The 20,168-nt window shown below is 58.8% G+C and carries 30 protein-coding genes; 23 read left to right on the top strand and 7 right to left on the bottom strand.

The genetic code is table 11. From position 1 onward, the window contains the following. Positions 1 to 27 precede the first annotated feature (27 nt). Entirely contained in the window at positions 28 to 426 is a 399-nt protein-coding gene (locus QA648_RS09665; protein ID WP_104823664.1) for a hypothetical protein, read from the top strand. A gap of 212 nt (positions 427 to 638) precedes the next feature. Further along, on the top strand, positions 639 to 1,109 hold the full coding sequence (locus QA648_RS09660) for an MEKHLA domain-containing protein (protein ID WP_283051157.1): 471 nt from the start codon (positions 639 to 641) through the stop codon (positions 1,107 to 1,109). Between the two features lie 18 nt (positions 1,110 to 1,127). Here the strand turns inward: QA648_RS09660 and QA648_RS09655 are convergent, their stop codons facing one another. From QA648_RS09655 to QA648_RS09645, 3 genes are all read right to left on the bottom strand, one after another. Continuing rightward, positions 1,128 to 1,544, bottom strand: a complete 417-nt coding sequence (locus tag QA648_RS09655) for a hypothetical protein (protein ID WP_283051155.1) — start codon at positions 1,542 to 1,544, stop codon at positions 1,128 to 1,130. Next, positions 1,544 to 1,876 carry a hypothetical protein gene (locus QA648_RS09650; RefSeq protein ID WP_245463856.1) on the bottom strand — a complete coding sequence of 111 codons (333 nt, stop codon included), beginning with the start codon at positions 1,874 to 1,876 and terminating at the stop codon, positions 1,544 to 1,546. Before QA648_RS09650 ends, QA648_RS09655 begins: the two co-directional genes overlap by 1 nt. A 290-nt stretch (positions 1,877 to 2,166) precedes the next feature. Then, entirely contained in the window at positions 2,167 to 2,958 is a 792-nt protein-coding gene (locus QA648_RS09645; protein WP_283051153.1) for a LexA family transcriptional regulator, read from the bottom strand. Positions 2,959 to 3,117: 159 nt separating this feature from the next. On the opposite strand from QA648_RS09645, the gene QA648_RS37015 reads away from it, so the two are divergent. The 5 genes from QA648_RS37015 to QA648_RS09625 all read left to right on the top strand — a co-directional run bounded on the left by QA648_RS37015 (position 3,118) and on the right by QA648_RS09625 (position 5,063). Then, complete coding sequence (locus QA648_RS37015; protein WP_104823659.1) at positions 3,118 to 3,324, top strand: hypothetical protein; 207 nt, start codon at positions 3,118 to 3,120, stop codon at positions 3,322 to 3,324. Continuing rightward, positions 3,321 to 3,569: a hypothetical protein gene (locus QA648_RS09640; protein ID WP_104823658.1), complete on the top strand. Its 249-nt coding sequence runs from the start codon at positions 3,321 to 3,323 to the stop codon at positions 3,567 to 3,569. The genes QA648_RS37015 and QA648_RS09640 overlap by 4 nt, the downstream gene beginning before the upstream one ends. 88 nt (positions 3,570 to 3,657) lie before the next feature. Continuing rightward, a complete protein-coding gene (locus QA648_RS09635; protein WP_104823657.1) occupies positions 3,658 to 3,948 on the top strand; it encodes a hypothetical protein in 291 nt (96 codons plus the stop codon). Positions 3,949 to 4,000: 52 nt separating this feature from the next. Further along, positions 4,001 to 4,423, top strand: a complete 423-nt coding sequence (locus QA648_RS09630) for a hypothetical protein (RefSeq protein WP_245463854.1) — start codon at positions 4,001 to 4,003, stop codon at positions 4,421 to 4,423. Beyond that, complete coding sequence (locus tag QA648_RS09625; RefSeq protein WP_283051151.1) at positions 4,398 to 5,063, top strand: DUF6362 family protein; 666 nt, start codon at positions 4,398 to 4,400, stop codon at positions 5,061 to 5,063. Before QA648_RS09630 ends, QA648_RS09625 begins: the two co-directional genes overlap by 26 nt. A gap of 54 nt (positions 5,064 to 5,117) precedes the next feature. Here the strand turns inward: QA648_RS09625 and QA648_RS09620 are convergent, their stop codons facing one another. Together QA648_RS09620 and QA648_RS09615 are read right to left on the bottom strand one after the other, a co-directional pair. Continuing rightward, positions 5,118 to 5,807 (bottom strand): 50S ribosomal protein L11 methyltransferase, encoded by a 690-nt coding sequence (locus QA648_RS09620; protein WP_283051289.1) that lies wholly within the window; start codon positions 5,805 to 5,807, stop codon positions 5,118 to 5,120. A 150-nt stretch (positions 5,808 to 5,957) separates the two neighbouring features. Further along, positions 5,958 to 6,158, bottom strand: coding sequence for a hypothetical protein (locus tag QA648_RS09615; protein WP_158704478.1), 201 nt, complete (start codon positions 6,156 to 6,158; stop codon positions 5,958 to 5,960). Here QA648_RS09615 and QA648_RS09610 point away from each other — a divergent pair. From QA648_RS09610 to QA648_RS09545, 14 genes are all read left to right on the top strand, one after another. Next, positions 6,157 to 6,504, top strand: coding sequence for a hypothetical protein (locus QA648_RS09610; RefSeq protein ID WP_104823654.1), 348 nt, complete (start codon positions 6,157 to 6,159; stop codon positions 6,502 to 6,504). The genes QA648_RS09615 and QA648_RS09610 overlap by 2 nt on opposite strands. Next, the gene (terL, locus tag QA648_RS09605; protein ID WP_199773477.1) at positions 6,461 to 7,945 is read left to right on the top strand and encodes a phage terminase large subunit; all 1,485 of its coding nucleotides are present in this window, start codon (positions 6,461 to 6,463) and stop codon (positions 7,943 to 7,945) included. Before QA648_RS09610 ends, terL begins: the two co-directional genes overlap by 44 nt. Before the next feature lie 50 nt (positions 7,946 to 7,995). Next, positions 7,996 to 9,402 (top strand): phage portal protein, encoded by a 1,407-nt coding sequence (locus tag QA648_RS09600; protein WP_283051149.1) that lies wholly within the window; start codon positions 7,996 to 7,998, stop codon positions 9,400 to 9,402. A gap of 49 nt (positions 9,403 to 9,451) precedes the next feature. Continuing rightward, positions 9,452 to 10,567 carry a DUF2213 domain-containing protein gene (locus QA648_RS09595; protein ID WP_283051147.1) on the top strand — a complete coding sequence of 372 codons (1,116 nt, stop codon included), beginning with the start codon at positions 9,452 to 9,454 and terminating at the stop codon, positions 10,565 to 10,567. Positions 10,568 to 10,594: 27 nt separating this feature from the next. Further along, a complete protein-coding gene (locus QA648_RS09590) occupies positions 10,595 to 11,065 on the top strand; it encodes a DUF2190 family protein (protein WP_104823651.1) in 471 nt (156 codons plus the stop codon). A gap of 3 nt (positions 11,066 to 11,068) precedes the next feature. After that, positions 11,069 to 12,037, top strand: a complete 969-nt coding sequence (locus tag QA648_RS09585) for a DUF2184 domain-containing protein (RefSeq protein ID WP_283051145.1) — start codon at positions 11,069 to 11,071, stop codon at positions 12,035 to 12,037. Positions 12,038 to 12,108: 71 nt separating this feature from the next. After that, positions 12,109 to 12,606, top strand: coding sequence for a DnaT-like ssDNA-binding protein (locus QA648_RS09580; RefSeq protein ID WP_283051143.1), 498 nt, complete (start codon positions 12,109 to 12,111; stop codon positions 12,604 to 12,606). Then, complete coding sequence (locus QA648_RS09575) at positions 12,606 to 12,962, top strand: hypothetical protein (RefSeq protein ID WP_283051142.1); 357 nt, start codon at positions 12,606 to 12,608, stop codon at positions 12,960 to 12,962. Before QA648_RS09580 ends, QA648_RS09575 begins: the two co-directional genes overlap by 1 nt. Continuing rightward, complete coding sequence (locus tag QA648_RS09570; RefSeq protein WP_104823647.1) at positions 12,959 to 13,171, top strand: hypothetical protein; 213 nt, start codon at positions 12,959 to 12,961, stop codon at positions 13,169 to 13,171. Before QA648_RS09575 ends, QA648_RS09570 begins: the two co-directional genes overlap by 4 nt. A gap of 39 nt (positions 13,172 to 13,210) precedes the next feature. After that, the gene (locus QA648_RS09565) at positions 13,211 to 13,621 is read left to right on the top strand and encodes an HK97 gp10 family phage protein (RefSeq protein ID WP_283051139.1); all 411 of its coding nucleotides are present in this window, start codon (positions 13,211 to 13,213) and stop codon (positions 13,619 to 13,621) included. Between the two features lie 38 nt (positions 13,622 to 13,659). Further along, positions 13,660 to 14,091, top strand: coding sequence for a phage tail terminator-like protein (locus tag QA648_RS09560; RefSeq protein WP_283051138.1), 432 nt, complete (start codon positions 13,660 to 13,662; stop codon positions 14,089 to 14,091). A gap of 3 nt (positions 14,092 to 14,094) precedes the next feature. Then, positions 14,095 to 14,580 carry a hypothetical protein gene (locus QA648_RS09555; protein WP_104823644.1) on the top strand — a complete coding sequence of 162 codons (486 nt, stop codon included), beginning with the start codon at positions 14,095 to 14,097 and terminating at the stop codon, positions 14,578 to 14,580. An 83-nt stretch (positions 14,581 to 14,663) separates the two neighbouring features. Then, complete coding sequence (locus QA648_RS09550) at positions 14,664 to 15,065, top strand: hypothetical protein (RefSeq protein ID WP_104823643.1); 402 nt, start codon at positions 14,664 to 14,666, stop codon at positions 15,063 to 15,065. 23 nt (positions 15,066 to 15,088) lie between these two features. Next, positions 15,089 to 15,394: a hypothetical protein gene (locus tag QA648_RS09545; protein ID WP_104823642.1), complete on the top strand. Its 306-nt coding sequence runs from the start codon at positions 15,089 to 15,091 to the stop codon at positions 15,392 to 15,394. Positions 15,395 to 15,413: 19 nt separating this feature from the next. On the opposite strand, the gene QA648_RS09540 is transcribed toward QA648_RS09545, so the two are convergent. Together QA648_RS09540 and QA648_RS09535 are read right to left on the bottom strand one after the other, a co-directional pair. Continuing rightward, positions 15,414 to 16,220 (bottom strand): hypothetical protein, encoded by an 807-nt coding sequence (locus QA648_RS09540; protein ID WP_104823641.1) that lies wholly within the window; start codon positions 16,218 to 16,220, stop codon positions 15,414 to 15,416. A 154-nt stretch (positions 16,221 to 16,374) separates the two neighbouring features. After that, entirely contained in the window at positions 16,375 to 16,791 is a 417-nt protein-coding gene (locus QA648_RS09535; protein ID WP_158704477.1) for a hypothetical protein, read from the bottom strand. Between the two features lie 84 nt (positions 16,792 to 16,875). Here QA648_RS09535 and QA648_RS09530 point away from each other — a divergent pair, with 84 nt between their 5' ends. Then, on the top strand, positions 16,876 to 19,521 hold the full coding sequence (locus tag QA648_RS09530) for a phage tail length tape measure family protein (RefSeq protein ID WP_283051135.1): 2,646 nt from the start codon (positions 16,876 to 16,878) through the stop codon (positions 19,519 to 19,521). Then, positions 19,521 to 20,165 carry a hypothetical protein gene (locus QA648_RS09525; RefSeq protein ID WP_283051133.1) on the top strand — a complete coding sequence of 215 codons (645 nt, stop codon included), beginning with the start codon at positions 19,521 to 19,523 and terminating at the stop codon, positions 20,163 to 20,165. Before QA648_RS09530 ends, QA648_RS09525 begins: the two co-directional genes overlap by 1 nt. The last annotated feature ends 3 nt before the right edge of the window (positions 20,166 to 20,168 follow it).

Genomic DNA, 20,168 nt, shown 5'->3' with positions numbered 1-20,168 from the left:
TTACACAGTCTCGAGGAGGACCAGGGAATGAAAACGATTCTATCTATCGCCGCGCTGACCCTATCGCTTTCTGCTGGCGTCAGTTTCGCCCAGCAAGCTCCGAATACAACGGCGCCGACGCCGCCGGCCCAACAGCCCACCCAGACAGAAACAGCGCCGCCGGCAAACTCGCCGCAACCACCAGCAATGGGCCTGCACCGACCTGATGACGATGCAATGCGAGGCGGTTGGCATAGGGGTTCAATGAACCGTCGTCCGTTCTTTTCCAAGGCGGCTCGTTTCCGCATCGAGAACGGCGATGTCAAAATAGACATCAAATGTGCCGAAGACGAACCCATGAAGGCATGTGCGGACGAGCTAAACCAAATTCTGGACAGGCTTGAGGGGCGACGGTCCTCGTCGCGTTACGACGATGATGATCAATAGCCGAATGGGCGATCGGGATTGATTGTGGAAGGTTTTCCGATCCCGCTTTGGTCTAAATCATTGATTTTTGGTGGCTATGGCTTGCCCTCCCGGCACGCCACCTTTGAATTTATGCGCAGGACCAATTACAAGTGCCAGCGAGATGTTCTATTCGGTTTCCGGCATTTCCGGCCTTAAAGAAAAAACCGGACATGCTCGCGAGAAAGATATCCATGGCCATTAGTTCAGAACGCAACAGCTCCGATTTGTCGGTTGATCGCGAGTTTTTCGATCTGCTCACCGGAAGTTATGCCCGTATCGTCGGGATGTCTCTCCTCGACGAAGGGCTGGGACCGAGTTGGCTTTATAACGATGCTCCGTTCGTGGTCGTCGCGCATAATACAGACGCCGATCCGCGCTTTATTTATGCCAACAAGGCTGGCCAGGCTTGTTTCGAATATCCCTGGGACGAATTCATCACTTTGCCGTCGCGTCTCTCGGCGGAGCTTCCGAACCGTGCCGAACGTCAGCAATTGTTGGATGCGGTTACACGCGACGGCTTTATCTCGGGTTATCGCGGGTTGCGGATCACGAAGTCGGGACGGCGCTTCTGGATGGAAGACGGCATCGTCTGGCAACTCATCGACCGCGACGGAAATCGGCGTGGGCAGGCGGCGACTTTTTCGAAGTGGAAAGACGTGTAGATCGGATCGGCCATAGCCTCAGTCTGTCGCAATCTGATGCTGGAGGATAATCACGCCACCGGCCCCCAATATCGTTTCCCGTTCGATTTCGCGAAATAAGTCGTAATCGGTCTCCTTAGACTGTTCATACTCGATGGCGAACAGCTCGGCGGCGTGGCGGCCGGCCGACGTCCTGTCGTTTTCGATCACGGCGGCAATGCGGCGGAACAGTTCGGCCTCAAAGCTGCCTATGCTGCTGATCGTGTTCGGCCGTACCAATCGCGATCCCCCATCCAGTTTGATCGCCGAGACGTAAAATTCGCCGTCATAACCATCTCCTGCCGATGTCAGTTCGGCGCGGCCGTAGAGCAGCAGGCCCGTTTCCCAACGGTCGCAGAGGCTTATGGCGAGTTCATCGAAGGAATATTCGCAGGAGAAAACTTCGCTGGGCATCATCACGCGGCCATTTGTGCAACCGACACGAGCGATGTGGTTGACAGGTGATGGATCTCTTCCATCAACATTGCCCGATCCCTGGCAATCGACATTCCGAATGGCCGGGCATCGATGCGCAGCAATTCCAGTCTCAGATTTGCAATTCGCTCGGCGCGGCTCTGGTCTTCGGTTTTGGTCGCATCGGTTGCTTGCTGGCGTGCCCATGTCCAAGCCGTCGAGAGTGCACGGGCGAACCATTGGCGCCTGGCGGCCGCGGTCGAAGGCCGGCGCAGCCGCGTGTCACGGCGATAAAGCGTCCAAGCGGTGGTCATGACTTCGGATCTTGCATGCATGGATGGCGTTTTCCCTTCTGCATCCGGCGGGCTGCATTCAGCCGATTGCCGATCCGGTTTCGCTGGCTTCACGCAAGATCTCTGGACTTGCGCGGGCTCATTCCGTCTCGGCCTACCGGCTCGTGAAAGGCAAACTTTCATATGGCACGATATGTGTCAACATATTTTGTGTCTATTGATTGTAAAAAACACGATAGATGTTTATGGCTTATCTAGGAATAAGCGTCCGGCTCCGCTTCTAGTTAGTCGGAAGCAGATGACTGATGGGGCAGGGGGGAATCGGTTACGACCTACTTCCTGGCAATATGTCCGCAGATGCGCCCGATGATCGTCAGCCGCGCCAATTCCACCGTAAAGGTTTCCAGTGCGGGATTGTCGGAGATGATCTTCACCTGGCTTGGCTGGGTGAAAGGAACGCGCTGGAGGCGTTTGATCTGCGGTTCGGAATAGCCGTCGCTGATGGCATAGACCGTATCGGTTGCCATCTGATTCTGCGAGAGATCAACGACGACGCGGTCGCCGGGCATGTAGGTGGGCTGCATGGAATCGCCGATCACTTCCATGATGATGGTGTGGTTCGGCGATGCCTTTGCCTCGTTGCGCAAATAGCCTGAGGGAATCAGCCATTCCGCCACGATCTTATGGCCGGCAACATTGCCTGCGCCGACCGGCAGATTGATAACCTCGCCGACAATGCCGCTGCCGGCGCCGAGTTTGACGTCCACCTCCGGCGTCGCGCCTTCGATCTTCGGCTGCCAATGTTCCCGACTGTAGCTGAGGTCATCGCCGCCTTCGGCAAATCCTTCATTGTATTGCTCATCGGGATCGAAGGAGGTGACCACCATGCGTGGCCCTGGCCGCTCCACCTTCCTTGGCCCTTCGCCCGTTAAAAGATAGCCGGCGGTGGTGCCGAACTTCTTGGCGTAGCGATCGGCGATCTCGGGGCCGAATTCGTTCTGGCCGTTTTCATGCGCTCGATAGGTCGAGAGGCCAATGCCAAGTGCCTCCGCCGCCTTCGTCGCCGAGGGATAGTTTGCGGCTTCGCGCGCCGCCTTTAGTCGTTCGCCCATGGATTTTTGCATGATCCAACACTCGCAAAATAATTAACATAAATCATGTTGACATCGACATTAATATCAACATATTTTGTGTCCATCAAGATGCCGGCGGTTAAATTCGCTGCAGGCCGAAGTGCTGAGGCGAACGGCGCCTAGCGGAGGATGGTTTTGGGGAGTGATCGGATGATCTCAATTAGGAGGGACACAAAGGTGGGTTCGAGCTCACGCTATTTCGACTTCTTCTGGGGTTGCCCCGGCTGTGGCCGGGCATTGTCGATCGCGGAGGTGATCGAGCGGCACTGTGAAACTTGCGACGAGCATGTCGAGCCAACGGAAATGTCTGATCCCGGTTCGGTCGGGAGCGAGCCGGCTACGGAGAAAGCGATATGAGCGAGATCATTCAGGGTTTTCTCGCCTGCGTCGGCGCTGCTCTTTTCTTCCTTTGTGTTCTTGCCGCTCTGGAGCCGATTGTTTCGTCTTCGAGGTCTGCTGGTCAGGATGATGCCAGCGGCGCGCCGGAGGGAGATCTGGTCCATTTTCGCATGATTGATGATGAGTTTCAGTCAGAGGCCAATCGAAGCGAGCTTCGAGGGCTTTGGTCACTCTGGTGGCGCTCCAGAATCCGCCCCCGATGACATGGCGCTGACAGCCTGCCGCTCGGCATTTGAACCACTTTCAAAACTTAATTCGAAGACCTGGTCTAGGCGACCAGAGGAGGTTTCCATGAATGAATTTCAAATCGGAACTGAAGCTGTTGCCGGCGGTCATCTCGGCTGGATCCGCAAGGTCCACCGCGCCACGAACGAGGTCCTCAAGGACAAGCGCGGCGAGCCCATAGTCTTCTCGACCGAGGATGCGGCAAAGGCGGCCGCTGGTGAGGCGATGGTTGCCTATCTCAACACGCCGATGCTGCGTGATGGCGCAAGGGTAGAGGCGATCTCAAAGGCGGAAGCCCTGTTCAAGCCGAAGCATCCTTTTGCCGACGCCGGAGCTGGAAACGGGAAGGTGGCATGACCGAGAGGTTGCCGTTGATTGCATTCATTTTTTCTTCCGGAAGGGAGGCGATATGCCCATGAGCAAAGGCAGGCTTGATATTCTTCTTGACGGCCTCGGCATCAAGCTCGTGCCCGTCCATCGCCGTCGCGCGCCGGCGCAAAGCCATGCGCGTGGCACCATGCAGGAAATTCGGGGGCAGCATGGCGATGGGCATCTGGTCTTCGTATTGCGCTGTATTCGCCAGACCGGCAACAACCGCGATGAATTATGGTCGGACACGATCGGAGCCGTCTCCGACATCCTCGTTCAGCGCCAGGATTGGGCGTTGCAACGGCCTGGCGATCTGCTGGCCGCCTTCGATGATATCGCGCTTGGCACTTTGCGCGCTGACGCCGTGGCGCGACGGCCGTGGCCGGTGCGCGCCACGCTTCGGATTTTGATCTATCGGGAATTGGAGAAGCGACTTGATGCACCACAACGCCTTGCAGTTTGACGATCTTTCCGACCGCGCCGCCGAGCTCGCCGATCTGAGCCTCATCGTTCGTGCCCGTTTCGTCGAGGCTGCCGACACGATGATCCATCTCGACGTGCGCGGTGTTCGCCCGGATCGGATGCGCACGCTTTGGCCGGAGGTTCTTCCTGAGCCCACTGACCACGCCGATATCCGCGTTCGCTATCGTCCAAATGCAGCGGCTATCAGCCGTGCCGAAGAAGTGCTGCAGGACTGGTTGCTGACCCATGTCAGAGGCGAGGAGCGTCGCATCCTGCTTTCGCGATGGTCGGTCTGCCTTGCTGCGCCCCACATTGTCGGCTCCTTCCGTGATTTCTGTGGGAGGACCGGCCGGGTGAGGCGAACAGCGGAACGGCGCATCCAGAGCGAATTTCAAAACGTCGCCAATGCGCTGCTTGCGATTTCGCCGTCATTGCAGGAGCCCGATTGGTCACGCATATCGCCGATGATGCCCAATTCGGCTGGCGGTATCGAGCGGGTGAAGACCCCGCCTGTAAAGCATGAGACGCATTGGCTGCCGGAAGATTCAAAGCCGGTATTCGATGCGGCGAGCCCGGAATTGGCGGCATTGGCGAAACGGCTGGAACGAGAGAATCGACGGCGTGCGAAAATGAGAGCTTAAATTCGCACTATCGGCCCTGGTCCAAACCCAAGGCTTTTGTCTAAGGATTACTGTTCAGCGCCCCGGCTTTGCTGGGGCGTTTTGTATTTCAAACGCAAAGACCCCGCTCGGCTTTGAGCCTGCACCGGTGGCACCAAAATCCGATACAACGTATTCAGCCAGCAATCGCAGCCGCGAATGCGGCAGATGGGCGCGCCAGGGATCGCCGATCAGCACTTCGATGCCTCGCGCCAGGCAACGGTCAAGAAATGCAGTGACGCGCTCGGCAAGCGCGGCCTCGTAGAAGAGATCGCCGACGCAGACAATGTCAGCCGCGGGAGGTTCTCCTTTCGTCAGATCGGTGAGAACAGTTAGAATTGTCACCCCATTGATGGTGGCATTCAGCCCTATCGCGGCGACGGCATAGGGGTCCACGTCGGCTGCGATCACCTCTGCCGCGCCCGCCTTTGCCGCTGCGATGCCGACGATGCCGGAGCCCGCGCCGAGATCGAGTACGCGCCGGCCCGCGACGGCGTCAGGCCGATCGAGAAGATACCGCGCCAGCACCAAGCCTCCACCCCAGTAATGTGCCCAATAAGGTGAACCAAACTCCTGATCCTGCTCGGCAAGCCGCCATAGGCCGCTTTGCGGGCCGGCCTTATGCAGGCTGATCTCTGGGATCGAAGGAACAGGCAAGATGGGGAGATTGGCAGAGATGAAATTCCGCGCCACGCCGATCTTCGAATCCAATTCGCTCATAGGCATCGTGTGGGTCTGCGAGAGATTTTGATCGGGCAGATGTCGATCTTGTTCGTTGGTCATTCGCTTTATCTGGCGCTGAAGCCATTTGAAGGGAAAATGGGAGCAGTCCTGCTCTGATCGTCGGACGACAGAGTGCGATATTTTAATGTGATTTCAAATGATTATCTGCGGCACCGTCAAAGATTTCGCAATCCTTGCCGCCGTTTCGTCGATCAAGGGTGTCGCCAACTGCGCCGAATTGGGGTATTGATTTTGGCATGATGAGAACAGTTGCAGCGACGCACTGTTGACCGCAAGCGGCTCATTATCAGCCGCTTGTTTCCTTTCAACGTTCCATCGGAAATTCCAAAGCATGTCCACTGCCGACAAGCCTGTCGTGCCGCGCAAGCCGCGTACACGCCGGCGAAAAACCGCGTCCGCCGGCGATACGCCGCTCGACTATATGCTGAAAGTCATGCGCGACGACGGGGCGGATCAGAAAAGGCGGGATGAAATGGCGAAGATCGCCGCATCCTATGTTCACCAGAAACCAAGTGAACGCCAGAGTGGCGGGGCCAAGGGCGGCCAGAGTTTTACGATCGACTTAACCAATGCCACGGATGAGCAGCTTGCGACACTCGAGTCCCTCTTCGGTCCGCTTGCCGGATCCGGCGGCGATGATGGCCGCGATCCGCGAGGAGAGGACGAGACGGAAGGCTGAGGCGGAGCGGGCGGAAATCGCCCGGCAGATTGCTGCAGATGCGGAGGATATTCGGGCACGGTGTCAGTCGCTTGTCGGTTTCGTCCGTGAGGCCTGGCATGCGGTCGAGCCTTCCGTTGATTACGTTCACGGTTGGCATATCGACGCCATCTGCCGGCATCTCGAGGCGGTGACATCAGGCGAGATCACACGGCTGCTGATCAACGTGCCGCCTGGGACGATGAAGTCGCTGCTCTGCGGCGTCTTTTGGCCCGCCTGGGAATGGGGGCCGAAGAACATGCCGGAGATGCGCTATCTCGGCTCGTCCTACTCGGAACACTACGCCAAACGCGACAACAGGCGTATGCGCGATCTCGTCGCCTCGGAATGGTATCGGACCCTCTGGGGTGACCGGGTGAAGCTGACGCGAACGGGCGAGATGGCCTTTGCCAATACGCGCACCGGTTTTCGCCAGGGTGTGCCGTTTTCAAGGCTGACCGGTGGACGCGGCGACCGGGTGATCATCGACGATCCGCATTCGGTCGATGGCGCGGAATCCGAAGCGGAACGATTGTCGACAATCCGTACGTTCCGCGAATCCGTGCCGACGCGGCTCAACGATCCGCAGCGCTCGGCGATTGTCGTGATCATGCAGCGACTGCACGAGGCGGATGTCTCGGGCACGATCCTGGCGCTCGGGCTTGGTTACGAGCATCTGATGCTGCCTATGGAGTTCGAGCCGGAGCGTCGCTGCCAAACATCGATCGGTTTCGAAGATCCGCGAACGGAGGAGGGCGAGTTGCTCTTTCCCGAGCGGTTTCCGCGTGCGGTGGTCGAACGGGACAAGGTGCCGCTCGGCTCCTATGCTGTTGCCGGCCAGTTTCAGCAGCGGCCGTCGCCGCGCTCGGGCGGCTTGTTCCAGCGTGGCGATTTCGAAATCGTCGATGCGGTGCCGGCGGGTGCGAAGCGCTGCCGCGCCTGGGATTTTGCCGCCTCGAAGGACCGCCCCGGTCGCCAGCCGGATTGGACTGTCGGCCTACGCATGGCGCTAGCCAATGGCATTTTCTATGTCGAGGCTGTTGCACGGGGCCGCTGGTCGCCGGCGGAGGTCGAGCGCAACCTGAAGAACATGGCGACCCAGGATGGGCCGACGGTGACGATCCGCATGCCGCAGGATCCTGGTGCTGCCGGCAAAGCCGACGCGGAGACCAAGATCAAGCTGCTGGCCGGCTTTCCGATAAAAGTCTTGTCTATAACTGGTGACAAGGCGACGCGCGCCAAGCCGGCTTCCGCGCAGGCGGAGGCTGGAAATGTCAAATTGCTGCGCGGCGATTGGAATGAGGCTTTTCTCGATGAGGTCTGCGCATTTCCGAATGCGCAGTTCGACGATCAGGTGGATGCTTTTGCCGATGCGCTGAACGAGCTGGCATTGGGCTCTTCCTTCAGCTTCAAGAACTTCTAAGCCCTTCGGAACAAGGGCCTCTCCCTCACACAGATGCCAAAGGATAATCCATGGGACACGTACTCTCGATGGTTCGCGATGGGCTGATGAGCCTTGCGTCTCGCATGGGGACGGAGCGGGACAAGGCGGCGTCGGTCTTCTATGCCCAGCCGATCCTGACCGACGAACAGATCATTGCCGCCTATCGCGGCTCTTGGCTGCCGCGCAAGATCGTCGATATCCCGGCCCTGGATAGTTGCCGCAAATGGCGCAACTGGCAGGCCGAGAGCAATCAGATCGGGGCGATCGAGGCCGAAGAGCGCCGGCTGAACCTGCGCGGCAAAGTGCTGGAAGCGTCTAAGAAGGGGCGGCTCTTCGGCGGTGCGGCTCTGTTCATCGGCACTGGTGATGCCGATCCTTCTCGGCCGCTCGATTTCGAGCGTATCGGCAAAGGCGGGCTGAAACATCTGACCGTGTTGACGCGTCGTCAACTTGCCGCGGGCGAGATCGATCGCGACCCGGCGTCGGAATGGTATGGCAGGCCGAAACTCTACACGCTGACCGGCACAAACGGAGCGCAAGTCGTCATCCATCCGTCGCGGCTAGTGATCTTCAACGGCGCGATGGCGCCGGACGAGGATTTTGGCGGGACGCTGGGGCAGGCCGGTCACGGCTGGGGCGAAAGTGTGCTCACGGCGACCTTCGATGCCATCAAGAATGCCGACAGCACGGCGGCCAATATCGCCAGCCTCGTTTTCGAGGCGAAGATCGACATTATCAAGGTGCCGCAATTCTCCGCCAATATCGGCAATCAAGCCTACGAGGATGCTGTGCTGCGCCGCTATACGCTGGCCAACACCATCAAAGGCGTCAACGGAACGCTGATCCTCGACAGTGAGGAAGAATACGATAGCAAGAGTGCGCCGCTGTCGGGACTGACGGACATTCTCATGGCCTTCATGCAGATCGTCTCCGGGGCCGCCGATATTCCGGTCACCCGATTGCTCGGCCAATCTCCCGCCGGCCTCAACGCCACCGGCGACAGTGACATGAGGAACTATCACGATCGCATCCAGGCAATTCAGGAACTCGACTTCACACCCGCCATGTCCCGGCTGGACGAATGCCTCATTCGCTCTGCCACCGGCGCCCGCGATCCCGACGTCTATGCCACCTGGGCGCCGCTGGAGCAGATGAGCGAGAAGGAGAAGGCCGATATTTTCAAGACCAAGGCCGATGCGGCCCGGGCCTTGGTTGGCTCGTCTTCCGGCCAAGAAATCATCCCGCGGCAGGCCTTGTCGGAGGCACTGGTGAACACCTTCGTCGAAGACGGTTCATTGCCGGGGTTGGAAGCGGCGATCGAGGCATTTGGTGGCGTAGATCAAATCGGCCTGCACGAGGGTGTCCCCGAGGAAACCACTCGCCAGAGCGAAAGCCCGGCATTTGTCGCATCTGCAGCGAATACCGCCTCGTCATAGCGGCGGCACCATCTGCTAAAGTCGACTTCCGACCAAGGAACATCCAATCATGAATTTTACAGACATTGTCACCGTCGCGGGAACGCGACGGACAGCAGACGGCTATCTTGTGGCCGACGCCCGGATCGCTCGTACGGGCATTCAGAACTATCTCGGCGCGGAGATCGGCAGGCCGGATATGCGCACCGTGCGGGTCTATCGGCCGGGGGCGGAAGTCTTTTCCGAGGATACGCTGAAGAGTGCCGCTCACCGGCCGGTGACAAATGAACATCCGCCGGAAATGGTCACGTCGGCAAACTGGAAGACGTATTCCGTCGGCCAGACCGGCGATGAGATCGCCGGTGAGGGCATCTTCATTCGGGTGCCGCTGATGGTCAGCGACGAGGCGGCCATTCAGGACATCGAGAGCGGCAAGCAGGAGCTATCCGCCGGCTATGTCTGCGATCTCGATTTCACCGCGGGCGTGACGCCTGCCGGCGAAGCCTATGACGCCGTCCAGAAGAATATTCGCATCAATCATATCGCCATTGTGCGCCGTGGCCGTGCGGGACCGAAAGTCCGCATCGGCGATGTTGCAGCACCGTGGGGCTGCGCTCCTCTCGCAGCCCCACGCTCCATTTCCGATGACCATCAAAATAAGGAAGGAACGATGCTCACGAAGACAGTTACCGTCGATGGGGTCGGGATCGAAGTCAGCGACCAGGCTGCCGAAATTATCGCGACATTGCAGCAACGGCTCGCTGACGCAGATGTTGCCTATCAAAAGGCCATCGCCGTTCGCGATGCCGAGCTGGATGCCATCAAGGCGAGCCTCTTGTCAGATGTCGAGATCGAGCGGCGAGCCGAGGCCCGCGCTGACCTCATCGGGCTCGCCAAGGCGATCACGGGCAGTGTGAAAACCGCAGGTCTTACCGATGCCGCGATCCGCAAAGCGGTCGTCATCGCAAAGGTCGGCGAAGGGGCGGTTGAGGGTCGGTCGGAGGCCTATATCGACGCGCGCTTCGACATGCTGGCCGAGGCCGTCAGCGAGACGCCGGATCTTTTTGCCGCCGCGGTCAAGGACGGCATTAACACAGAGCAGACGTCGATGGCTTCGGCGTTCACTGCCTATGCCGCCATGGTGCGCGACCTGCAGTCCGCCCACCTGCCGGCCAATCCCATCTAACCAGGTCAACGAAAAGGAGACGCTTCAATGGCGACTTATCAGACCACCTATGGAAACGCTCCTCAGAAGGGCCTACACGGGCAGATCGCTTCGGAGGAAAAATCCAACAAGATCAGCCGCACGGTGGAAAATGCCGCCGGTATCAAGTTCGGCCAGCCTGCCCAACGCGGTCTCGCCGATCACGGCGTTACGCCCTATGCCGCCGGCGGCAAGTTTCTCGGCATCGCCGCGCTGACGCCGACCGTGCTGCCCAGCGCCACGCAGGTGGACGGTTATGCGCAGTTCATCACCGGCGCCTTTCTGACCTCGGGCCAGATGTATGTGCGGGCAGGCGGCACGGTCGCCGACGGCGACGCCGTCTACTACAACCCGGCCGCCAACGCCTATGTCAACGCGGCCGGAACCGGCATCGTCGGCCCCATTCCCGATTGTTTCTTCGATACGAGCGGCGGCAACGGCGATATCGTCGAAATCTCGCTCAAGCACAGGAGCGCCTAATCCATGAACCAATTCGTTCGACAGCATTTCGCCGACGCCCAGGCAGCTTATTCCTTCGTCATTGCGCAGGGCCGCAACATCGAGACGCGCATCTATCAGCGCCGCTATCCGACTTTCAATTACGGCCTGCATGTGCCTGTCGTCACCGAAGGCAACGAATGGGCAGCCGGTACGACTTTCTTCACGGTCGACAGCGCGGGCGAGGCGAAATTCCTCTCCGGCGCCGCCACGGATATGCCTTTCAACCAATCGACGCGCGACAGCGCCAGCCACGATTTCGCGATGATCGGTTCCGGCTGGGAATGGAATCTGGAGGAGGTCAATCAGGCGGCGCTCTACAATCTCGATCTCAACGCCTCCAACGCCATCTTCGCCGCCGACAAGATCGAGCGTCTGCTGAATTCCGTCGCCATGATCGGCTCGGCGGAAAAGGGCTGGACCGGCTTCGTCAACGATCCCAATGTCTCGCGCGTCGATGTCGCCGCGGATGGCACGGGCTCATCGACCTTCTGGTCCGCCAAGACCGCCGATCAGATCCTGCGCGATGTCAACGATCTCATCGGCGGCGTGCGCGAACGCACGGGCGAAGTCGAGTGGGTGGACAGTCTGCGCCTGCCGCCGGAAGCCTTCCGGCTGATTGCCACCAAGCGGCTTGCCGATGGCGACGGCTACATCACCGTGTTGGAATTCCTGCGCCAGGGCAACGTTTATACCGCCGAAACCGGCCAGCCGCTGGATATCCAGCCGCTGCGCGAGCTTGCGACCGCATCCCAGGATGGCGGCGGCCGCATGGTCGTCTATCGCCGCGATCCGGAAGTGCTGCGCTTCCACCTGCCGATGCCGCGGCGCGTGCTGCAGCCGCGTCAGAAATCGATCATGAGCTTCGAAACGGGGATCATCGCCCGCACCGGCGGCACGGAAGTCCGCCTGCCGGCCGCCATGGCCTATGGCGACGAGATCACGGCAGCCTGAGCCTGACTTCCCTCTCTCCGCCTTGGCGGGGAGAGGGCCCCGCGCCATCTTCCTTCACTGCCGGAGTTCTCATGTCCGCAGCTTTTTACGGCACGCTCGATGCTGCCAATACCTATTTTGCCGATCGGGGCAATGCGGCCTGGGCCGCAGCCGGCGAAGATGATCGCGCGGCGGCGCTGGTGCGCGGGTCGCAGGTCGTCGACGGCCTTTACGAGCCGCGTTTTCCCGGGCTTCGTGCCGGGGGCTATGACCAGGCTCTATCCTGGCCGCGCAAGGCGGCGGCGACGGCAAATGGCGAGGCCATTCCCGAGGACGTCGTACCGTTACCAATCACTTACGCGGCCTATGAGGCTGCGGGAGCGGAACTCGCCACACCCGGGAGCTTGAGCCCCATCGTCACCGCTGCGCAGATTGTTAAACGCGAAAAGGTGGGGCCGTTGGAGACGGAATATGTCGCCGCCGGTTCCCTTGACGACACCATTGCCGCTGCAAGGCCGGTGCTGACGATATTGGACGGTCTGCTTTATCCACTTCTGCGCCCGGTTCTTCCGGGCATTCTGGTGGTGTGATGACAGGTTTTGACTATGCCAAAACTCGTGCCACGGCCGAGCGGCTGATTGCCAAGTTCGGCCAGCGTGCTCAGCTTCGGCGTATCACCAGCACCGGCCCCGATTACGACCCGGTGCAGACGAGCCAAGACTTTGCCTGCATGCTGGTCGATCTCGACCATACGCAGGCGCATATCGGCGATACGCTGATCCAGCGTGGCGACCGGATGGTCTATCTCTCGACGGCGGGCCTTTCGATCGCGCCGACGCTTGCCGACAGGCTGGTGATTGCCGGCGTCGAGCATGCGATCGTCGATATCGCGCCTTTGTCGCCGGGTGGGACCACCGTGCTCTGGCAGTTGCAGGTGCGGCAATGAGCGCCTTTGCCCGCTTCGGGGCCGCGTTGGCTCTATGGCTGTTGGTGCGGTTGTTGTTGATTCTGGATCGGCTGTCGCTGCCGCAAAAGGTCGAGCCGTCATCGACGGCGAGGGCGGACGATACGCGCGGCATGTCCAGGGTTCGCGCACGCTACGGGACTTCGACCTTGCTGAACTTCGAGCGGTCGGCTCGCGGAGCGGACTCCTGACAGCGGCGGCCTTGCAATCATGTCAAAAGGTTCCTTGAAATGGCTTCTTCCGATTTCTCCGCCACCATCGCCGCCTGGGCTGAAAAGACCAAGCAGCGCATGGAGGATGTCGTCGAAACCTCCGTCCGGCTGCTGGCGGAGGCTGTTGTGGAGAGGACGCCGGATACCGGCGGGGCGCTGGTGAATTCATTCCAGGTTTCCGGTTCGGCGATGCCGGTCATGCATGCCGGAGTATCTGCCGCCGATGCGTCTGATGGTTCCAATGCCGAGCCGGTCAATCTGGCTGCCCTCAGCGTACCGCTGGGCGGCAAGATCTATATGGGCTTCACCGCACCCTATGCGGCCGAGATCGAATATGGCCGTGACGGCAAGGCAGGCGCCGGCATGGTGCGGCTTGCGGCGCAGGAATGGCAAGACATTGTCGAGCGCGCCGTTCGCGAGACGGACTGATCCTTTCGAAATTTCAACATCATAGAGACGGGTGACTGATGGCGACTGGAACGGACGCACTCATTCTGGCTGCGCTGCTGGACCATCTGGCGGTGCTGAGCTTCAGCCCGCCGCTGCCGGTGGCGCAGCCGGGCATTGCCTTTCCGCCGGCGGGGCAAGCTAAGCCGGATAATTATTTGGCCGTCAGCTTTCTGCCCAACCGCCCCCGGCAGGTGACGCTTGGCGACGATCCGCAGCAGAAGCTCGGGCTTTTGCAGGTTTCCGTCTATTGGAAGGCCGGCGGCGGGCTGATCAAGCCACTCGATGCTGCCGGCCAAGTCATCGACCATTTCAACAACAAGACGCTGTTCGCCTCTGGCGTGAAGATCACGATTAGCGGCGAGCCGTGGGCCGCAGGCCCGATCCAAGAGGATGACCGGGTGCAGATACCGGTCACCATTCCCTACACCGCCTTTGAACCGGAGACATGATCCATGGCGAACAAAAGCACGAAGAAGGGCTCGAAAGTCTACGTATGCGAGACGCCCCAGAATACCGATCTCACGGCCACCGCCTATGCCGCGCTGACCTGGGTGCAGGTGGGCAAGGTCGGCAAGGTCGGCGATTTCGGCTCGGAATCCACCATCAACAACTACAATACGCTGGATGAGCCGGTGCAGCAGAAACAGAAGGGCGTTTCCAACGCCGGCGATCCGGAGCTCGAAGTCGCCTCCATCGCCGACGATCCGGGTCAGGACATCCTTCGCACTTTCGGCGACCCGCTGAATGTCAACAACATGGCGATCAAGGTCGAGCGTAACGACGCGCCGCAGGGCAAGACCAACACGGTGTTCTATTCGCGCGGCGTCGTTTCCGGCCCGCTCTATCCCGGCGGCGGCTCCGACGATTTCGATCTGGAGAAGTTCAAGGTCGGCCTCAACCAGTTGCCGATCCGCGTCGATCCCGTCACCACGCCGTAAGCGCGATCTTACGGAACCTTGCGCGCGTCGTTCTCCTGCGGCGCGCGGCCACTTTCAAATGTCCCAACCGATAAGGTGTTTCCTTGGATATCTCCAGTCTCGTCAATTCCGAAGATCTCTTCGAGCTGCAGCTCCTGCATCCGGCAACCGAGGAGCCGCTCGGCATCTCCTTCATGATCCGCTCGGCCGAGAGCAACGAGGTGAAGAAGATCGTTCGCCAGCATAGCGACCGCTTCCTCGCCAGCCGCAAGAAGAAGCTGACCACCAGCAAGGTCGAGGCCGAATATCTCGACAAGGCAGCCGCCGCCATCGCCTCCTGGAGCTGGGGCGAGCAGCAGTGGAAGGGCGAGCAGCCGATACTCTCCTTCGAGAGGGCCCGTGAAGTCGTCGAGGAAGCCGGCTGGATCTACGATCAGGTGGCCGGCGCCTCGGAGGACCGCGCAAATTTTATGAAGAGCTTGCCGAAGGGCTTTCAGAAGCCGTAAGGGTCGTTGCACGCTATGATTGCGTGCGCGATACAAACGGTGAGACCCGGCGCGAGCGCAACGAGGCCTTCGAGCTTTTAAGCCCGGAGGCCGAGGTGCCGGAGGCCGGCCATGCGCTCTGGGACTGGTTCTGGGACCTGCGCTCGGCGCGGGCCCCCGGCTTTTCCGGCCCGGCGCCGCTCTCCCACCAGGAAATGCTCGCCTGGCTGCATCTGACCGGCAACCTCCTGCGCCGCGAGGACATCGCCGTGCTGAAGGCGATGGACGGGCGCTATTGCCAGGCGGTGGAGGAGGAGACGGAGGCGATCAGGGCGCGGGAGGCGGGGTAGAGGGTCTCGCTATAGAATTTCAGTAGGTGAGTCTCACATTGTCTACAGCAGCGCCGGCGTCAGTACCTTGTATGCCGACGTAGCTGCAGGCCGCTTCAATCCGCTGATATCGGCTTTGGACGATGGCGTTTGTGCTCAAGTAGACATAAAATTCTACCGGCTTCAGAACGCCTTGATCGAATTGCTTCAGCTTCTCTTCCCGCATCGAAATGCTGTCGTCGGTCTTTTCAAGGTAGCTTGCGAACGCACTGCGACCCATTGGAAATTGGGCTTTGGAATGGTCAACTTGCGTATAGGTAGCTGATGAACCGAGGCGGAATTTCAGTGCAGCTTCGCAGGTTGCCACCATTGTCAGCGCCGCCGCAGGTTTTGATGGTGTGGCCGCTTTCCACTCACTCGTGTTTTGAGGGAGAGGCCTCTTTTCTGGCTCAGTATAGCCAAACTCTTGGTTGCACGCGTCAACCTCTTTGACCGCTGCAGAGGTCATTTTGTCGAAGAAGTCGGTAGTTTCTCCTGCATTGAATAGCTTCACGTCTTTCCAGAGACGAAAGCAGAACGAGGCTCGAATATCAGGAAACTCCGCTCGGCAATCATCCGCTTCGGCAACCATGAGAGCTAATGAACCATATGTCTTTTCTCCTGCTTTCGCACGGACTTCTTCTCTTAGTGCATCGGTGCATTTGAATTTTCGTTCGGCAAGCTTGGCAGCCTTCTCCTCCTGCCATGCCTGGTAGTATTGCCAACCAGCAATACCGCCGACAATCGCGGCGCTCGCGATTACCACTGCGCATGCGGTTGCGATCAAAGCCTTTAGCCAAACGTCCATAAGTGTCTCTCAGAAATTTTAAGGAGTACAAGTGCGTATGCCGTGACTTCAGCTGAACAGCCGCCTGAATGTGTCGCGAATCCATCCCGTATAAGGAAGCGCACGCGGAGAATGCAGCCAGAAGTAGTTGAAGCCTCATAGTCGCCCGCTTTTCTTAGCGTTGCGTCTCTAACCAGTCCGCGTTCGTTTTGCCGTCGACCATTACGTAGAGACGGTCCGCTCTGGAGGTGTCTTCATTGTCAGTTGGATATTGACATCTGGAGGTGCCGCGAATTGGTGTGCCATAAGCGTTAGGAGCATCGTAAGTTATAAGAACCTCAAACATCAGAGGTTTTACCCGGCCTTGGTCAAAATCCTTCATCCTGGCTCCCTGGATGAGCGGCCCATATTCGTCTCCCGCCAAATAGCGTTTGTAGTCGGCGCGGTTGAGAGGCTCGTTGGATTCTTTGATTTCGACCCGCTTGTATCCTGCCGGTGCTAAAAGTCTCAATTTCAAAACTTCTTCGCACACGGTCACCAATTTCGAATCAGAAGAGCTACAGCCGCCAATGGCTGGCAGCAAAAAAGCCACGCTGACTAATCTCCACAATCTAATCACGAAATCCCCCATTCAAAGCGCAGGGTTGTATTTCGCATGTTTTGAAAAGGTATGCCAGTGACAGATATTGCAACTTTGGGCGTGAAATTCACAATCGTTGGTGCCGATCAGGTCGCCACGGGGATGAATCGTATTGCCGTTGCGGCAAACAAAGTGGAGTCGGAAGTTGGGGCTGCGGCGCGCGCGATTGGTACGCTAGGCGGCAAGGCGGCCGCAAGTACAGGAGCCATCGGCAAGGCGACAGCCAGCATGATAGAATGCAAGAACAGCTGTTCTTCTACAGCTGGAGCCGTCGACAAGGTTGTAGGCTCGCTCACTGGAATGAATGCGCAAAGCCAGAGCAACCAGAATTCAATCGAAGCCGTAAGCATAAAGGCGAAAGACTTGAAGGATGTCCTCATTGAAATGGGCACCCGAATGGCAAGTGGCGACTCCCCATTTATGATTGCCCTTCAACAAGGCGGAAAATTGGGCGAAATGTTCAGCGGAGCAGGGGGGCTTACTGGGATTGTGAAGGGCCTAGGCAATGCATTTCTAACAATGCTTAATCCCATAGGCTTAGTAACGCAGGCGCTCACCTTTGCAGGAGCTGCGGCAGTACAATATTTTTTAAACGCTGGCCGAGACGTTAAGAGCGTTGACGAGATACTGAAGCGACATGCAGAGCATATTGCAGAGCTCGGGCCGACTTATCAGAAAATGAACGAGCAAAAAGAAGAGGCTTTAACGCTAGGCCCCACTATTACAAACGCCAATTTGAAAGACGATTACAAAAACGCCCAGAAGACGCTCAAAGCTGAGGGTGAAAAGGCGTCTCGTTCAATTCTTGCGGATATGCTTGGGCAGCAAGCGCCTTACGCCGACCAGATAGTATATATACCGCCAACTACTTTTGATCCGGCGATAGAAGCCATCGACAGGTTCAATAAATCGATTGATTCTGGGAAGATAAAGGCGATAGAATTCCAGAATGAGATAATTGAGCTTCAGAATTCTGGTAAAATAACAGACGAAGTTGCGGGAAAACTGCGAGAATATTCGAACAATGCAGTTGCAGCTCAAAGTAAACTATCGGTCTTGCGTGATAAAATCGACCCTGTTGCACAGGCATTTGCCGAGATGCAGGATAAGGTTAATAAAATAAATCCCTTTGGTGCCAGTAAACTGCAGGAACCGCAACGGGTGCTTGAGGATTTGCTTCGAAATTTGCAAGCAAATCAAAGCAGTGCAGAAGAACTGAATCAGAAAATCCGCGAGCTTAGCAATGCTCATCCTGATCTCTCTCAGGCTTTGGAGGAAATTCGGCAATTTGGTTTGATCGCCCTACAAGCAATGAAGAATGTTCAAGGTTTGGATAACGCGGTGCGTACCACACCCCATTCCAGCCGATACTCTCAAGAGGAAACAGTTAGGCGCGTAAAAAACTTCGATGATCGATTTGGTCCAGATGTCGGTGCTCCCATCAAATACAGCGATATACGCGAACGTCTGAACGCACAAAAAAAGGCACTTGAGCCGCCAAAAACTATCGACGGTGGAGCAGGGCTCGGCTCAAGCCGTGATCTGATTCGCCCAGCCCAAGAGGCTACGAGCGCATATGACACCCTCCAAAAGTCCGTCGAGTCGCGTATCGAGCAAATGCAGACGGAGGCTCAGGCTATCGGGCTTAACAGCATTGCTGTCGAAACCTTGAAAATGAATTTGGAGCTTTTACGCGCGACAGAAGGCAAGTCTCATGCGGCGGCCCCCAGCCAAATACAAGATATTAAGAATAAAATTGCACAGTACAATGCCTTGGCGACGGCGACTGCGAACGCCAAGCTCGCGGGCGATATCCAGTTCCAGCAGGAGCAGATGGGCCGCTCGACCGTCGACCAGACGGTTGCCTCGACACAGAAGCAATATGGCCTGCCGGTCGACATGAATTCGGCCTCCGCCAATATCATTCGCTATAACGAACAGCTGAAATATGCCCGCGAGCTTGCCGGCGATTTCGCCTCGACGCTGGTCAGCGGTTTGCGCAATGGCGAGGGTTTCTGGAAGTCTATGGGGAAGGCCGCGATTTCCGTGCTCACCAAGATTTCCGACAGGTTGCTGAACGATGTGCTCAACAGCCTGTTCAAGGTCAACAGCGCTGCGGCTGGCGGCGGTCTGTTTGGCGGCGGTGGGCTCTTCGGCGGCGGCGGTGGGCTGGATCTCGGCATTCTTGCGCAATCGCCACAGGCGGCGAGCGCCATTGCCAGCGGCCTGGGCGGGTTGTTCGCAGACGGCGGCTATACCGGTCCCGGCGGCGTCAATGACCCTGCCGGTGTGGTGCATGCCGGCGAAATCGTCTGGAGCCAGAAGGATATTGCCCGAGCCGGCGGCATTGGTGTCGTCGAGGCGATGCGCCTCGGGCGGCGCGGCTATGCCGATGGCGGTTTGGTTGCGGATGGCGGGCCACGGTTTGCGAGGGCGCAGCCGGATGCTTCTGTTCCCAATCGCCGCTTCAAGGCAGTCAACCAGAACAGCGCTTCGGGTGCCAATTCCGGCGTTCATGTCACGGTCGGGGTTTCCGTCGATGAGAACGGCAATCTGAAGGCCTATGTGAAGAATGTCGCCCAGAGCGAAGCGCAGACTTCGACGCGGCAGGGGCTGAATGATTTCAATCAGCAGCTTCCCGATCGCGTCGCGCAGATCAACCGCAATCCCCGGAGGCGTTGATGGCTATTTCCTACCCCTACAGCCTGCCGGATTTCGCCGATCTCCTGAAGATCTCCAGCGTCGTCTGGGACATCCAGCGCAATGACGAGCTTTCCGGCTCCGGCGATGGCCGGGTCTGGCAGGCGGAGCTGGCGCCGCCGCTCTGGATCGGAACGGTGACGCTGGCCGACATGTACAATGCGGAGGCGAAACAGATCGCCGCCCGCATCCGCAAACTTCACGGCGCCCAGGAGGCGCTTTTTCTTTATGATCCGCTGTCGAAATATCCGCAGGCCGACCCCGACGGGACGAAACTCGGCGCCGCGAGCGTTAGCGTGGCGGCACTCGGCGCCGACAATGCGTCGGTCAGTCTCAACGGTCTGCCGGGAGGCTATCGGCTGACTGTCGGCGACAAGATGCAGGTTGCCTATGGCGACCGCTATGCCTTTCTCGAAGTGTCGGAGACGGTGACGGCGAATGGCGCGGGCGCAACCCCCGTCTTCGGCGTCTTCCCGCATCTGCCGGCGGGCTTTGCCGCCGGTCTCGGTGTGGCGCTGCTGCGCCCGGCCTGCAAATGCCTGATCGCGCCCGGTAGCCATAATCCCGGCACCGCGAGCGGCCCGATCACCTCCGGCGCCACCTTCAAGGTCATTCAGAAGAAATAGACG

Source organism: Rhizobium sp. CB3171 (assembly GCF_029714265.1).
Taxonomy (GTDB): Bacteria; Pseudomonadota; Alphaproteobacteria; order Rhizobiales; family Rhizobiaceae; genus Rhizobium.
The sequence above is the reverse complement of the archived record's forward strand: the minus strand, read 5'-3'. Positions and strand labels throughout refer to the sequence as shown.